Source organism: Paenarthrobacter ureafaciens, from assembly GCF_004028095.1.
Lineage (GTDB): Bacteria > Actinomycetota > Actinomycetes > Actinomycetales > Micrococcaceae > Arthrobacter > Arthrobacter ureafaciens.
Genome location: NZ_SBHM01000007.1, coordinates 208472 through 223035, shown reverse-complemented (window position 1 = coordinate 223035; position 14564 = coordinate 208472). Strand labels below are relative to the sequence as shown.

The window sequence follows — 14564 nt, the reverse complement described above, 5'->3', positions numbered from 1 at the left end:
AAGCCCTCCCAACGCACCGCGGCGGTACCCTGAATCATGGACGTCGTCGTCATCGAAACGCCCCAGTTGGGTGACCGCACCTACCTCGTCCACGACGGCTCAGTTGCGTTGGTGATCGACCCCCAGCGCGACACCGACCGCGTGGAGGAAGCCGCGCGCACAGCGGGTGTCCGTATCACGCATGTGGCCGAAACCCACCTCCACAACGATTACGTCACCGGAGGCCTGGTCCTCGCCGGGAAGCTCGGGGCCGAGTACCTGGTCAACGCCGCAGACAACGTTTCCTTCAACCGTTCTCCGGTCTCCGACGGGCACGTGCTGCAGGTGGGCAGGCTCACCGTGCGCGTGGTTGCGACGCCGGGGCACACGCACACGCACCTGGCGTACGTGGTGCGGGAGGACACGCACGACGGCGGCATGGAGGCCGTGTTTTCCGGCGGCAGCTTACTTTATGGCTCGGTGGGGCGGACGGACCTCGTCTCTCCCGAGGACACCGCGACCTTGGCCCACGCTCAGTACTCGTCGGTGCGGAAACTGGTGTCATCAGCTGCTCCGGAGGCTGCGCTGTATCCAACCCATGGTTTTGGATCGTTCTGCTCCATTGGACCGGCGAGCCGTGCGAATGCCTCCACCCTCGCGGAGCAGTCCGCCTCCAACCATGCCCTGACGGACCCGAGCGAGGAACATTTTGTGGCCGAGCTCCTGGAGAACATCACCGCCTACCCTGCCTACTACGCCCACATGAGCCCGCTCAATGCTGCGGGTCCGGGTCCTGCGGAGTTGAGTGTTCCGGACTCGGTGGACCCGGAAGAACTCGGCCGACGGCTCGGCTCGGGGGAGTGGGTGGTGGATCTCCGGCGCCGGATAGCCTTCGCGGACGACCACTTGAACGGCAGTGTGGGGTTCGAATACGGGAACGACTCCAACTTCACCAGCTACCTCGGCTGGGTAATCCCGTGGGAACAGCCCTTGACGCTTCTGGGATCACGCACCGAGGTCGAAAAGGCGATCCGCGATCTGGCGAGGATCGGCATCGACAGCCCGGATGCCGCCGTCGGGCCTGACGGGGACGCCGGCAACGGGCTCAGCAGACTTGCCCCGGGCGTCCCGCACTCCTCCTATCCGCACGGCGACTGGACCGTGTTGTTGAGGGAGAGGCAGCCGGGGGACCTGGTCCTGGATGTGCGCAGGCCGGACGAATACAAGGCGTCGCACGTGGATGGTGCCATCAACGTCCCGGTGTATGAGCTGCTGCGGCGGATGGACGGATTGCCGCAGGCCAGGATCTGGGTGCATTGTGCCACGGGGTACCGGGCAAGCGTTGCCGCGAGCTTGTTGGACCGGGCGGGCCGCGACGTGGTGCTGGTTGATGCCAAGTATCGTGATGCTGCGGCGGCAGGAGTCCCGCTCAGCCGGCAGGATTCAGTCTGACGGGCTCTTGTCAGCGCAGAAGTCCAGGTTCCGGTAGACGGTAGCTACAGCGGCCTCCGGATCCCGGGCTTCGATGGCCTCAACCAGTTGGTCGTGGCCTTCGGTGGGCAGACCGTTGAAACCGTCGTTGCGCTGCTGGCGGAGGAGATCGTTGTGGAACACGCCCCCGAACGACGCGTACAACTGATGAAGCAGCGGATTGCCGGAAGCCTTGGCCACGCACTCGTGGAATTCCCAGTCGGCACGGGCCCACGCGGCGTAATCCCCGGAATTCCAGGAATCATGCCGGACGGACAGGAGCCGGCGCATCTCGGCGATGTCCCCGGCAGTGGCGTGCTTGGTTGCCAGCCGGGCCGCTTGGGTGTCCAGGCCGAGCCGGACTTCCACGATGTGTTCCTGCGTGTGCTCGCGGTAGATCCGCTGGGCAGCACCGAGGATCTCGCTGTTGGCCCGCACGTAGGTGCCGTCGCCGCGGCGGACTTCCAGCATGCCGGTGTGGGCCAGCGCCTTGATGGCTTCGCGCAGTGTTCCGCGGGAGACCCCCAGGGTGGCCATGAGCTCAGGTTCGGCGGGGATCCGCTCCTGCAAGGGCCATTCGCCGGACTTGATCATGTCCCGCAGCTTGGCGGTAACCTCGTCGGCGAGGACCGGTCGGTGCGACGGGGTGAGGGTCATGCCGTCCTCGCTTGGGTCTTGGTGGTTCGCTTGCTCGTCAACATGTGGCTGGTGACCATGAGCCCCAGCGCCACCAGGGACAGCAGGCTCATCGGCAATACCCAACCGCCGGTCACACTGTGGAGGAGCCCCATCCCGAACGGTCCGATTGCCGCTATCAAGTATCCCAAAGACTGGGCGATGGTGGAGAGCGCGGTGGTTTCCGCCGTCGAACGGCCGCTCCGGCTGATAATCACCAAAACCAGCGGGAAGATGCCCAACCCGAATCCGAACAGGACCGCGGGAATCACAGCCAACGACGTCGGCAGCCACACCATGGCGGCGATGGCCAACAGGGTGGAGCTGCTGGCCGTATACAAGGCAGGCCGCAGCATTCCGGGCCGGGAGCCGAAGGCAAGGAGGATCATGCCCGACGCCACGGAAACCAGCTGCATGACGCCGAACTGCACGCCGCTCTCCGAAGCGCTGAGGCCCTGGGACGTCAACATGTACGCAAACCAGCTCATGACGGCGTAGGCCAGGAAGGCCTGGAACGTGAAGATGGCGGTGATGAGGATGCCCAGCCGGGTGCGGAGCAGGGGAAGCATGGGCACGCGCGGCTGATCGGTCTTGGTGGAGTTGCGGTGGTTGTGCAGGACCACGGGCAGGAATCCGAGCAGGGCAGCCACGCCGAGGAGGCCCCACGCGGCAAGGCCCATGGACGGCGACCCGAGCTGCTGGGCCAGGGGAACGCTGATGACGGCGGCAAAAGTGGCACCGCCGGACATGGTGAACGTATAGAGGCCCGTCATCATGGAAGTCCGGTCCGAGTAGTGTTCGCGGATCAGGGACGGCATGGCCACGTTGCAGACGGCCAGGCCGGACATCGCGAGCACTGTGCCCCCAAGGAGCGCGCCCGTGAACGGCACGGCACGGACCAGGAGACCGGCGGCAAGGAGTGCCAGCGCAATGAAGATGGCCTTTTCCACGCCAACGCGCCGGGTGAGCCACGACGTTCCGAGACCCGCCACGGCAAAGCAGAGCAGCGGAATGGAGGGAAGGATGGAGGCCACAAGGGCGCCGTATCCGAGGACCTGCTGCAGGTCATGGAAGAGTGCGGCGGCGCTGGTGATGCCGGCCCGAAGGTTGAGCCCGATGAGCACGACGGCGATGATCCCGAGTACGACGACGACCCTGGACTTCGGCGCGCTGCCCTGCTTGGAAGCGGCAGCGGCGGGGGAGATCGTAGGGATGTTTCCTGTCGTTGTCGTAATCGGTGTCGTCGCCATATTTAAAGGTTAGACGTTTGACGTCTAACGTAAAGAGTTCTGTGGTGAAACTCTCCTGCGAGGAAAAGCGAGCTGCGGAACCGCCGTCGTTCTTCCTACCGCGGGTTGCGGGCACCCAGCCGCTGCACCGCGAGGGCCAGCCACAACTGAACGCGGTCCTGCGTCTGCGAGGGGTCGTACCCCGTCAGCTCGGTGATCTGGGCAAGGCGGTAGCGCACGGTATTGCGGTGCAGGGTCAGCGCCTCGGCAACAGCCGCAACCGAGCCGTTGTGGTTCAGGTAGCTCTCGAGCGTGGCCACGAGTTCAGAGCCGTGGGCGGCGTCGAACTTCCGCAGGGGAGTGAGCGACTCACTTGCCATGTCAGCCAAGGGGACATCTTCGCTGGCCAGCAGGAGCGAGGTGAGACTCAGGCGCTCCGGCTCATTGACCGGCAAGCCGTGCGCCACGGCATCGCGCGCTTCGAAGTAGCTCCAGCGCAGGCCGTTCGGCTTCGTGTATGCCCCGCCGATGCCGATCACGGCGTGGATCCCCGCCTCCTGCAAGTGGTCGCTGAGGCTCTTCGCGAGTGCGGTGGCCGAGCTGCCGTCGTCGCTGATCACGGTCACCAGGTCCTTGCCGACGACGGCGCTGACGCCACCTTCCAGGGACTGGGGCAGGGAAATGGAGACCAGTTGTTTGTGATGGGCCGTGGATTCAGCAACCAGCACCACGTTCTTCCGCGTGCTGTTGATGCCCACCCCCGCCAGGCGCCGTGCTGCCTCAATGGTGTCCAGGGTTCCATGGATGACGTCGTCCAGCACCTGCCCGGCCATGGCACGCTGGGCCTGGCGTTGCTTGACCATGTTGTTCAGTTCAACGCTGATGAGGTTCTGGGCGTAGCTGACGATCCCGGAATCGATGAAGGGCTGGCGCAACCACAGCGTGCAGGCATCCCGGCGGCCGGTGGGGATCGGGTACGACGCCCACCCTTCGGCCGTCGGCGCCGGCTTCCCGGGGACGCTGTTGTAGAGCTGGGCACTGAACTGGGTGAGGACCACATCCGTGCGCAGCATGCTGCCCAGTTGCTTCAACAGCTCGGCGAGGCCGCCACCGGTGAGCAGCGCCCGGGCAAGGATCTGGTGCCCGGCAAGCAGCCGTTCGAGGTTGGAGTAGTGGTCCGCCGAATGGGACTCGGCAACCAGCTTGCCGATGGCGATGAACGGGATCTCGTAGGGGACCTCCACCAAGGGCAGTCCCCAACGGTTGGCTTCCGCGATGAGGGGCTCGGGAACGGACTCGTGGGTGAGACCCGTGCCGAAACCGATGCCTACGGCGCCCGCCCGCTGGACCTGGCGCACAAAGCGGCGCTGGTCGGCCGCACTCTTGAGCCGCAGGCCCGTGGTGAGCACCAGTTCCCCGCCGCTGAGGAAACGCTGCGGGTCTTCAAGCTCCGTCACGGCCACCCAGCTGATGTCCTGGTTCCACGTGGTTTCCGCCAGCCCTGTTTTGCGGAGTTTCAGGGAGGGTACAGCAACGAGTGAAGCGAGGGTGATGGCCATGCTGAAAGGATAACCCGGCGCTGGTCAAGCGCACTAAGCGCCTGCGTCGTCTGTGTGCAGTTGGCTATTCCTTGGTGCACCCCTCTGGAATAGGCTCTGATCAGCTAAAAAGCCATGCCAACACACCGAAAGAGGGTTGCACACCGTGGTTCAAACCTTGCAGAACTTCATCAACGGCGAGTTCGTCACGCCGTCAGGTACGGGTCTCCTGGACATCGTCAACCCCGCCACCGGGGACGTCGTGGCCAAGTCTCCCGTTTCGGTGCAGGCAGATGTTGACGCTGCCATGTCCGCAGCCAGCGAGGCTTTCAAGACCTGGAAGCACGTCACACCGGGACAGCGCCAGCTCATGCTGCTGAAGCTGGCCGACGCCATCGAGGCCAACAGCGACGAACTCGTCGAAGCCCAGCACCGCAACACCGGACAGGTCCGTTCCCTCATCGCGTCCGAGGAAGTTGCTGCCGGCGCCGACCAGCTGCGCTTTTTCGCCGGTGCAGCACGACTCCTTGAAGGCAAGTCCGCCGGTGAGTACTTCGAGGGCCACACCTCTTATGTGCGCCGCGAGCCCATTGGCGTCGTAGCCCAGGTTGCTCCGTGGAACTACCCGTTCCTTATGGCCATCTGGAAGATCGGCCCCGCCCTGGCCGCAGGCAACACGGTAGTCCTGAAGCCCTCCGATACCACCCCTGAATCCACCCTGGTCCTGGCACGCCTGGCAGGGGAGATCTTCCCGGCCGGCGTCCTCAACGTGGTCCTCGGCACCGGTGAGACCGGCGCGATGATGGTGGAGCACAAGGTTCCCGGACTGGTGTCCATCACCGGTTCCGTCCGCGCAGGCATTGCCGTGGCCAGCGGCGCCGCGAAGGGCCTCAAGCGCGCGCACCTGGAACTGGGCGGCAAGGCCCCGGCCATCGTCTTCAAGGACGCCGACATCAAGAAGAGCGCCGCGGCCATCGCGGAATTCGCCTTCTTCAACGCCGGGCAGGACTGCACGGCCATCACCCGCGTGCTCATCGAAGACGAGATCCACGACGACATGGTTGCCGCCCTGGTGGAACACACCAAGACCCTTCAGACCGGCTCGCAGAACGACGAAGACAACTACTTCGGCCCGCTCAACAACGTCAACCACTTCAACGCCGTGACCTCCGTGGTGGAGAACCTCCCGGCGCACTGCCGGATCGAAACCGGTGGACACCGCGCAGGGGAGAAGGGCTTCTTCTTCGAGCCCACCATCATCTCCGGGGCCAAGCAGAGCGATGACATCGTCCAGAAGGAAACGTTCGGGCCCGTCATCACGGTCCAGAAGTTCAGCTCCGAAGCCGAAGCCCTCGAACTGGCCAACGACGTCGAGTACGCCTTGGCTTCCAGCGTCTGGACCACCGACCACGGCACGGCCATGCGCATGAGCCGCGACCTCGACTTCGGCGCCGTGTGGATCAACACCCACATCCTCCTGACCGCAGAGATGCCGCACGGTGGCTTCAAGCAGTCCGGTTACGGCAAGGACCTCTCCATGTACGGCGTGGAGGACTACACCCGCATCAAGCACGTCATGAGTGCACTGGACGCATAAGTCAGCCGCCCGGCCCCCACTCTCCAACCTCGCTCCGCGCCGGCCTGCAACCCTGCCGGCGCGCGCCGCAATCAACAAAGAAGGACATTCCCATGACCGCAACTGCGAACGAACTCTCGTACCGCATCGAGCAGAAGCGCAACATCAACGGCACGTTCCCCGGACCCAAGTCGCAGGCACTGGCTGAGCGCCGCTCCGCCGTCGTTGCTGCCGGTGTGGCTTCCGGCGTTCCTGTCTACGTAGAAGACGCCGACGGCGGCATCATCCGCGACGTCGACGGCAACTCTTTCGTCGACCTCGGCTCGGGCATCGCCGTCACCAGCGTCGGCGCTTCCGATCCCGCCGTCGTCGCCGCTGTCCAGGAAGCCGCCGCGCACTTCACGCACACCTGCTTCATGGTGACGCCGTACGAAGGCTACGTCGCCGTCGCCGAGCAGCTGAACCGCCTCACCCCGGGCAACCACGCCAAGCGCACCGTGCTCTTCAACTCCGGCGCGGAAGCCGTGGAGAACGCCATCAAGGTTGCCCGCCTGGCCACCGGCCGCGACGCCGTCGTTGCTTTCGACCACGCCTACCACGGCCGCACCAACCTGACCATGGCACTGACCGCCAAGGCCATGCCGTACAAGACCAACTTCGGACCGTTCGCGCCCGAGGTCTACCGCATGCCCATGAGCTACCCGTTCCGTGAAGAGAACCCGGAGATCACGGGTGCCGAGGCTGCCAAGCGCGCCATCACCGCGATCGAGAAGCAGATTGGCGGCGACCAGGTTGCCGCGATCATCATCGAACCCATCCAGGGTGAGGGCGGCTTCATCGTCCCGGCCGAAGGCTTCCTGCCGGCGCTGTCCGCATGGGCCAAGGAAAAGGGCATTGTTTTCATCGCCGATGAGGTCCAGTCCGGTTTCTGCCGCACCGGTGAATGGTTCGCCGTCAACCACGAGGGGGTTGTTCCGGACATCATCACCATGGCCAAGGGCATCGCCGGTGGCATGCCGCTGTCCGCGATCACCGGCCGCGCTGACCTGCTCGACGCCGTCCACCCGGGCGGTCTCGGCGGTACCTACGGTGGAAACCCGGTTGCGTGTGCAGCAGCACTGGCAGCAATCACCACCATGGAGGAGCACGATCTCAACGGCCGTGCCCGCCACATCGAGGAACTCGCCCTGGGCAAGCTCCGCGAACTGGCCTCCGAAACGTCCGTGGTGGGCGACATCCGTGGCCGCGGCGCAATGCTGGCCATCGAGCTTGTTCAGCCCGGCTCCAAGGAACCGAACGCTGAGCTCACCAAGGCTGTTGCAGCCGCTTGCCTCAAGGAAGGCGTCATCATCCTGACCTGCGGTACCTACGGCAACGTCATCCGCCTGCTCCCGCCGCTGGTGATCAGCGATGACCTGCTGCTGGACGGCCTGGAAGTACTCGCGAACGCCGTCAAGGCCAACGCATAAGGTCTGTTTTCTACAAAAAAGCAGGGCCGGGGAGCTGGAATACACCCCGGCCCTGCTTTTTCGTGTCTGCCGCGTTCGCCGTGTTCGTCGTGTTCGCCGCAACGCTGCTTGTTCGTAGGGAAGGCTCCCGCGACTCCGCACGTTTCCCGCGAACCCGGGCACCTGTCCGCCGACGTCGTGGGAAGCCTGCTTGTTCGTAGGGAAGGCTCCGGCGACGCAGCAGGTTTGCAGCGAACACGGCGCAAACCCGGCGCAGCGAACTCTGCTACACCTCCGCGAGCCGGGCCTTTTTCCGCAGCGCCGAGTTTTTCCGGGCGGTCCGGAGCATGTCGATGGTCAGCAGGATCAGGGCCAGCCAGACCACGCAGAAGCCGATCCACCGGGCCGTGGTCATGGCTTCGTTGAACACCGTCAGTGCCACGATGAACTGCAGAACCGGGGCAAAGTACTGCAGCAGGCCGATGGTGGTCATGGGCAAGCGGCGTGCTGAGGCACCGAAGAACAGCAGCGGTACAGCAGTGATGATGCCCGAGGCGAGAATGAGCCAGAAGTGTGCGGGTCCTTCGGTGGTGAGCGTTGCCATCCCCGTGGCCCCGAGGACCACCATGGTAATGGCCGCGAACGGTGCCAGTACCACTGTTTCGACCGAAAGGCTGGTCAGGGCGTCCACCCGTGGTCCTACCCTCTTTTTCACGAAGCCGTACAGGCCGAAACTGAAAGCCAGCAGGAGTGCAATCCACGGCGGTTGGCCATAGGAGAAAGTCAGCACACCCACAGCAACGAAGCCGATGCCCACAGCGGCCCACTGGAGCGGACGCAGCTTTTCCTTCAACACGAAGACGCCCAGCAGCACGGAAACCAGCGGGTTGATGAAGTATCCGAGCGACGTCTCCACGGCGTGGCCGGTAGTGACGCCGAAAGTGTAGGTGAGCCAGTTGATGGCAATGAGGGCGGCTGCCAGGGCCAGGGGTCCCATGATGGTGCGGTCCTTCATCGCCGAGCCGAAGACCCGCCAGGCCCGGGTGATGGTGATCAGAAGCGCGCAGAAAACCAGGGACCATACCACCCGGTTGGCCACGATCTCGATGGCTCCCGCGGGCTGCAGCACAAAGAAGTAGAGGGGGAGCAGGCCCCACAAGCCGTACGCGCCGATGCCGAACAACACACCCGTGGTGGTTTCGCTCCGAACCGGCTTAACCAAAGAACCGCCGCCGCCGCTACCGCCGGAACCGCCAGTGCCGCCCCCGGGTGCCGTCGTCGTGGGCTGGGTTGAAGCGGTGGAGGCTGCGGAGATCTGCTCGGGTGTGGACACAATGTGCCCAACATCCCTGCCGTCTGCAATATTCCGCAATATAGACAGCGAATTGAGGAAATCCTGTGACTCCTGCCATATGGGCGGGCGCGGGTAAGGTCGGTATCTAGAATTGGAAACCTGCGTCCCAACAATGGCGTGGCTTACTGCTTCGGAAGGGCAAACGGTGTCTGACTCAGCCGCAACCATCCCCAATCGTCCGCTTCGCGTTGCGATCGTCGGCGCAGGTCCGGCAGGTGTGTACGCCGCGGACATCCTGACCAAGTCCAACGAGGTCAAGGACGGCCACGTCGAGGTCAGCATCGATCTTTTTGAGGCCTACCCCGCTCCCTATGGATTGATCCGGTACGGCGTTGCACCTGACCACCCCCGCATCAAGGGGATCGTGAACGCCCTGCACAAGGTGTTGGACCGCGGCGACATCCGCTTCCTGGGCAACGTGACGTACGGCAAGGATCTGACCCTCCACGACTTCCGGGCTTTCTACGACGCGGTGATCTTCTCCACGGGAGCCATCAAGGACGCGGACCTGAACATTCCGGGCATCGAGCTTGAGGGTTCCTTCGGGGGAGCGGACTTTGTCTCCTGGTACGACGGCCACCCGGACGTACCCCGCGAATGGCCGCTCGAGGCCAAGGAGATTGCCGTGATCGGCAACGGCAACGTGGCCTTGGACGTGGCGCGGATGCTGGCCAAGCATCCCGAGGAACTGCTGGTGACGGAGATTCCGGACAACGTGTACCAGGGCCTCAAGGCCTCGCCGGTGACGGACGTCCACGTGTTCGGTCGTCGTGGTCCTGCGCAGGTAAAGTTCACCCCCTTGGAGTTGCGTGAGCTCTCCCATTGCAAAGATGTGGACATCGTCCTGTATCCCGAGGACTTCGAGTTCGATGAAGCTTCCGACCAGGCCATCCGGACCAACAACCAGATCAAGACCATGGTCAACACGCTGACCAACTGGTTGGTGGAGGAGCACGCGGAATCCGAGGAGCCCTCTTCCCGCCGCCTCCACTTGCACTTCCTGCACAGCCCGGTGGAGATCCTCGATTCCCCGGAGACCCCCGGCAAGGTAGCCGCCATCAAGTTCGAACGCATGGAGCTGGACGGTACCGGCAATGCCAAGGGCACCGGGGAGTTCCTCGAGTACCGGGTCCAGGCGGTGTACCGGGCCATCGGCTATCACGGTTCGCCGCTGGATGAGCTGCCGTACGACGCCCGCCGCGGCGTCATTCCGAACGACGGCGGCCGCGTCCTTGATGCCGACGGCAAGCCCGTCCCGGGAATCTACGCCACGGGCTGGATCAAGCGCGGGCCGGTAGGCCTGATCGGGCACACCAAGGGCGACGCCCTGGAGACCATCGGCTGCCTCCTGGAGGACCGGCTCAACCTCCCGCCGGCGGAGAACCCCGATCCGCAGGCAATCATCGATCTCCTCGAAGAACGCGGCATCGAGTACACCACATGGGACGGCTGGAACCGGCTCGACGCCCATGAGGCCTCCCTTGGCGCCGCCTGGACCGCGGACGGTGCCAAGGACGGGGAAGGCGCGGGCGACGGAATTGTCCGTGAGCGCATCAAGGTTGTTCCGCGCGAGGAAATGATTCGGGTCTCCCGCGGCTGAGCTGTACCTGCCGCGGCAAAGCCGGGTCTCCCATGCCGGAGCTCATGCCCCGCCCGGGCTTCCCGGCGGTACCCAAAGCAGGGACGCCACACTAGACTGGCGCCTACCGTCCGCTGTTTGTGCTGTCTGTCCTGCCGCCAGGAGTTCAATGAGGAACCCGATCCATCCGCCGCTTCCGGGCTCGGATGCCGCCCAACTGCTGCAGCGTCGTGCCTTGAACGGTCACGAGCACTTGGACGGGGTGGCGCTCGGCGCCGACCATGTCCCGGGGCTTCGCAGGCTGGTCCGGGAGTCGTGGCAGCGTTCTGCGCAGTTGAAAGCGAACCCCGATGCGGCCGAGGCTCCGCTTGCCATGGACAGTGACGAGTTGGAGGATTACCGGCGCCAGCACCCGCTCGCCACCATCATGCCGGTGATCCGCAAGCTCCTCATCCAGCCAAGCCACGAGAGCGGTTTGCTGGTCGCGGTGGGAGACGAGGTCGGCCGCCTCCTGTGGGTGGACGGCGACCCCGTGATGCAGCGGCGCGCGGAGGGCATGATGTTCGTTGCCGGTTCGGACTGGTCCGAGGCTTCGGTGGGGACCAGCGCCCCGGGGACCGCACTGGCCCTTGACCGCAGCATCCAGATTTCCGGGGCTGAGCACTTCAAGCGTTCCGTGCATCCGTGGAGCTGCACCGCTGTCCCGTTCCACGATCCCGATTCCGGTGCCCTGCTGGGGGTCGTCGACATCACCGGCACCGAGGCGGCTGTTGCTCCCCATACGCTCTCGCTGGTGGAGGCCACTGTTGCCGCAGCCCAGGCGCAGTTGCGGATCGAACGTCTCCAACTCGCCGCTGCGGCCTTCGAAAAACCACGACGCCGGAGCTCACCCCCGGGTGCTGCGGTCACCGGCGGAGGGGTCAAGGACAGGAACACGCTGTACCGCAACAGCCTGCAACTGCTGGGCAGGGACCAGGCGTTATTGAGTCTCGGTGGCAGGAGCGTCACGCTGTCGGCGCGGCACAGCGAAATCCTGGCGATCCTCGGAAACCACCCGGAAGGTCTGAGCGCCGACGAGTTGTGCGCACGCCTCTACCCGGGCCAGGGATCGGCCGTGACGCTGCGCGCGGAGATGGTCCGGTTGCGCAAGGTGGTGCAGGAACTGAGCCCTGAAGCTGTTCCCGAATCCCGTCCGTACCGGCTTCCCGTTGAGCTGCTGCCTGATTCGGACCAGGTCCTGAGCTGCCTGCAACGCGGCGCACACCGCATCGCCCTGGAAATTTACAAAGGTGCCGTTCTTCCGCGTTCGGAGGCTCCCGGCGTCGTGCAGTTGCGTGAGCGCGTTTCGCACTTGCTGCGCGAGGCGCTGCTTACCGACGGCAGTGTGGATTCGCTCCTGAAGTACGCCGCGTTGCCGGAGGCAAAGTACGACGCCGACCTCCGCCTTGCGATCCTGAGGCTCCTGCCGCCGCGCTCGCCCAAGCGGGCTGCGATCGTGGCAGACCTTGAGCGGCTTGAGGATGAACTGGGCGCGTGACCTGGACCACATAGTTGCAACGTTGCTGCAACCTTCCCGCTCCTAGGCTCGGACCAATGGCAACAGCCACCGTGATTCGCAGCAAAGGAGCTAGCAATGACTGTTTATGCACAGCCAGGTGCCGAAGGTTCGAAGGTATCCTTCAAGGACCGGTACGAGAACTGGATTGGCGGGGAATGGGTTGCCCCGGTCAAGGGTGGCTACTTCGAGAACATCACTCCGGTGACGGGCAAGGCTTTCTGCGAGGTTGCGCGGGGTACGGCCGAGGACATCGAGCTGGCATTGGATGCCGCGCATAAGGCGGCACCGTCCTGGGGCAAGACCTCAGCCGCAGAGCGCGCAGCCATCCTGAACAAGATCGCGGACCGCATTGATGAGAACGTTGAGCTTCTGGCCGTCGCCGAAACCTGGGACAACGGCAAGCCCATCCGCGAAACCCTGAATGCGGACATCCCCCTGGCGGCCGACCACTTCCGCTACTTCGCCTCCGCCATCCGCGCCCAGGAAGGCCACCTGTCCCAACTCGATGACGACACCACCGCCTACCACTTCCATGAGCCGCTGGGTGTCGTGGGACAGATCATCCCCTGGAACTTCCCCATCCTCATGGCCGTGTGGAAGCTCGCTCCCGCGCTGGCTGCCGGCAACGCCGTGGTGCTCAAGCCCGCCGAGCAGACGCCGAGTTCCATCCTGGTCCTGATCGAACTCATCGGTGACCTGCTGCCCGCGGGCGTGGTGAATGTGGTCAACGGCTTCGGCGTGGAGGCGGGCAAGCCGCTTGCGTCCAGCTCCAGGATCCGGAAGATCGCGTTTACCGGTGAGACCACTACGGGCCGGTTGATCAGCCAGTACGCCTCCAACAACCTCATCCCCGTCACGCTGGAACTTGGCGGGAAGAGCCCGAACATTTTCTTCGACGACGTCGCTGCGCAGAACGATGCGTTCTATGACAAGGCCCAGGAAGGCTTCACGCTCTTCGCTTTCAACCAGGGCGAAGTGTGCACCTGCCCCTCCCGCGCCCTGGTGCAGGAAGGCATCTACGACACTTTCCTGGCCGACGTCATCGCCCGCACCAACAAGATCATCCAGGGCAACCCGCTGGACACCGACACGCAAGTCGGCGCGCAGGCTTCCAACGACCAGTTGGAGAAGATCCTCTCCTACATCGACATTGGAAAGCAGGAAGGGGCCAAGGTCCTCACCGGCGGCGCCCGGGCCGAGCTCTCCGGGGACCTGGCCGGCGGCTACTACGTCCAGCCCACCATCTTCGAAGGACACAACCGGATGCGGATTTTCCAAGAGGAGATCTTCGGTCCCGTGGTGTCCGTGACCAAGTTCAGCGACTACAACGATGCGATCGGCATTGCCAACGACACCCTCTACGGCCTCGGTGCCGGGGTGTGGTCGCGCAACGGCAACGTCGCCTACCGGGCCGGGCGGGAAATCCAGGCCGGCCGCGTGTGGGTGAACAACTACCATGCCTACCCGGCCGGCGCGGCCTTCGGCGGGTACAAGTCATCCGGCATCGGCCGTGAGAACCATGCCATGATGCTCGACCACTACCAGCAGACCAAGAACCTGCTGGTCAGCTACAACGAGAACAAGCTCGGCTTCTTCTAGACAACCAAGCGCGGCAGGTGCCCCCAAGGACGTTTCCTTCGGGGCATCTGCCGTGACTACGTGGCATCACCAGGAGGTTCAATGGCCAGCGTGGAAGCATCGAGCACGATTCCGGGAGAGGAGTTCTCGCGGGTGTCGCTCACGGAAGAGTCCGTAGCGCTTTTACGGAAACTGTGGGAGCAGCACGGACCCCTCATGTTCCACCAGTCCGGCGGTTGCTGCGACGGTTCGGCACCCATGTGCTACCCGGCCGGTGATTTCCTGACCGGTGACTCGGACATTCTCTTGGGCAGGTTCCACATCTGGCCGGGAGACGATGAGCAGCCCCTTGAGTTCTGGATGTCCAAGGAGCAGTTCAACTATTGGTCACACACCCACCTCACGGTGGACGTCGTGACCGGCCGGGGGAGCGGCTTCTCGGTGGAAGCGCCGGAGGGAAAGAGGTTTCTGATCCGATCCACGATCATGGACTGGGATGTGCGGGTGTCTGACAGCTAACGAGGCACGGTGTGGTGGAGGCCACGTTCCGGGTAACTGCAGCAACACCTGCCCCAGTGGT

11 protein-coding genes are annotated in these 14564 nt (G+C 64.4%); 7 read left to right on the top strand and 4 right to left on the bottom strand.

Translation table 11 applies throughout. The annotated features are described in order from the left end of the window. Positions 1-36 precede the first annotated feature (36 nt). Positions 37-1431 carry an MBL fold metallo-hydrolase gene (locus tag AUR_RS05285; RefSeq protein ID WP_062097613.1) on the top strand — a complete coding sequence of 465 codons (1395 nt, stop codon included), beginning with the start codon at positions 37-39 and terminating at the stop codon, positions 1429-1431. Here the strand turns inward: AUR_RS05285 and AUR_RS05280 are convergent. The 3 genes from AUR_RS05280 to AUR_RS05270 all read right to left on the bottom strand — a co-directional run bounded on the left by AUR_RS05280 (position 1423) and on the right by AUR_RS05270 (position 4912). After that, positions 1423-2106: a FadR/GntR family transcriptional regulator gene (locus AUR_RS05280; protein WP_062097611.1), complete on the bottom strand. Its 684-nt coding sequence runs from the start codon at positions 2104-2106 to the stop codon at positions 1423-1425. The genes AUR_RS05285 and AUR_RS05280 overlap by 9 nt on opposite strands. Continuing rightward, the gene (locus AUR_RS05275) at positions 2103-3374 is read right to left on the bottom strand and encodes an MFS transporter (protein WP_021472304.1); all 1272 of its coding nucleotides are present in this window, start codon (positions 3372-3374) and stop codon (positions 2103-2105) included. Before AUR_RS05275 ends, AUR_RS05280 begins: the two co-directional genes overlap by 4 nt. A gap of 95 nt (positions 3375-3469) precedes the next feature. Next, positions 3470-4912 carry a PucR family transcriptional regulator gene (locus tag AUR_RS05270; protein ID WP_062097609.1) on the bottom strand — a complete coding sequence of 481 codons (1443 nt, stop codon included), beginning with the start codon at positions 4910-4912 and terminating at the stop codon, positions 3470-3472. A gap of 145 nt (positions 4913-5057) precedes the next feature. Here AUR_RS05270 and AUR_RS05265 point away from each other — a divergent pair, with 145 nt between their 5' ends. Together AUR_RS05265 and gabT are read left to right on the top strand one after the other, a co-directional pair. Further along, positions 5058-6488: a gamma-aminobutyraldehyde dehydrogenase gene (locus AUR_RS05265; protein WP_043427485.1), complete on the top strand. Its 1431-nt coding sequence runs from the start codon at positions 5058-5060 to the stop codon at positions 6486-6488. 92 nt (positions 6489-6580) lie between these two features. After that, the gene (gabT, locus tag AUR_RS05260) at positions 6581-7936 is read left to right on the top strand and encodes a 4-aminobutyrate--2-oxoglutarate transaminase (RefSeq protein WP_062097607.1); all 1356 of its coding nucleotides are present in this window, start codon (positions 6581-6583) and stop codon (positions 7934-7936) included. A 265-nt stretch (positions 7937-8201) separates the two neighbouring features. Here gabT and rarD read toward each other — a convergent pair whose 3' ends face one another. Further along, on the bottom strand, positions 8202-9287 hold the full coding sequence (rarD, locus tag AUR_RS05255) for an EamA family transporter RarD (protein ID WP_128397063.1): 1086 nt from the start codon (positions 9285-9287) through the stop codon (positions 8202-8204). Positions 9288-9381: 94 nt separating this feature from the next. Here rarD and AUR_RS05250 point away from each other — a divergent pair, with 94 nt between their 5' ends. The 4 genes from AUR_RS05250 (at position 9382) to AUR_RS05235 (ending at position 14503) form a co-directional block, all read left to right on the top strand. After that, on the top strand, positions 9382-10869 hold the full coding sequence (locus AUR_RS05250) for an FAD-dependent oxidoreductase (protein WP_375338538.1): 1488 nt from the start codon (positions 9382-9384) through the stop codon (positions 10867-10869). Positions 10870-11017: 148 nt separating this feature from the next. After that, entirely contained in the window at positions 11018-12385 is a 1368-nt protein-coding gene (locus AUR_RS05245) for a GAF domain-containing protein (protein WP_062097603.1), read from the top strand. 96 nt (positions 12386-12481) lie between these two features. Next, positions 12482-14005 (top strand): acetaldehyde dehydrogenase ExaC, encoded by a 1524-nt coding sequence (gene exaC, locus AUR_RS05240; RefSeq protein WP_062097601.1) that lies wholly within the window; start codon positions 12482-12484, stop codon positions 14003-14005. An 81-nt stretch (positions 14006-14086) separates the two neighbouring features. After that, positions 14087-14503 carry a DUF779 domain-containing protein gene (locus AUR_RS05235; RefSeq protein WP_062097599.1) on the top strand — a complete coding sequence of 139 codons (417 nt, stop codon included), beginning with the start codon at positions 14087-14089 and terminating at the stop codon, positions 14501-14503. Positions 14504-14564 lie beyond the last annotated feature (61 nt).

Excerpts from the sequence above, each read along its gene's own strand:
- AUR_RS05285 (WP_062097613.1), top strand. The coding sequence starts at position 37 with ATGGACGTCGTCGTCATCGAAACGCCCCAGTTGGGTGACCGCACCTAC.
- AUR_RS05280 (WP_062097611.1), bottom strand. The coding sequence starts at position 2,106 with ATGACCCTCACCCCGTCGCACCGACCGGTCCTCGCCGACGAGGTTACC.
- AUR_RS05275 (WP_021472304.1), bottom strand. The coding sequence starts at position 3,374 with ATGGCGACGACACCGATTACGACAACGACAGGAAACATCCCTACGATC.
- AUR_RS05270 (WP_062097609.1), bottom strand. The coding sequence starts at position 4,912 with ATGGCCATCACCCTCGCTTCACTCGTTGCTGTACCCTCCCTGAAACTC.
- gabT (WP_062097607.1), top strand. The coding sequence starts at position 6,581 with ATGACCGCAACTGCGAACGAACTCTCGTACCGCATCGAGCAGAAGCGC.
- AUR_RS05250 (WP_375338538.1), top strand. The coding sequence starts at position 9,382 with ATGGCGTGGCTTACTGCTTCGGAAGGGCAAACGGTGTCTGACTCAGCC.
- AUR_RS05245 (WP_062097603.1), top strand. The coding sequence starts at position 11,018 with ATGAGGAACCCGATCCATCCGCCGCTTCCGGGCTCGGATGCCGCCCAA.
- exaC (WP_062097601.1), top strand. The coding sequence starts at position 12,482 with ATGACTGTTTATGCACAGCCAGGTGCCGAAGGTTCGAAGGTATCCTTC.
- AUR_RS05235 (WP_062097599.1), top strand. The coding sequence starts at position 14,087 with ATGGCCAGCGTGGAAGCATCGAGCACGATTCCGGGAGAGGAGTTCTCG.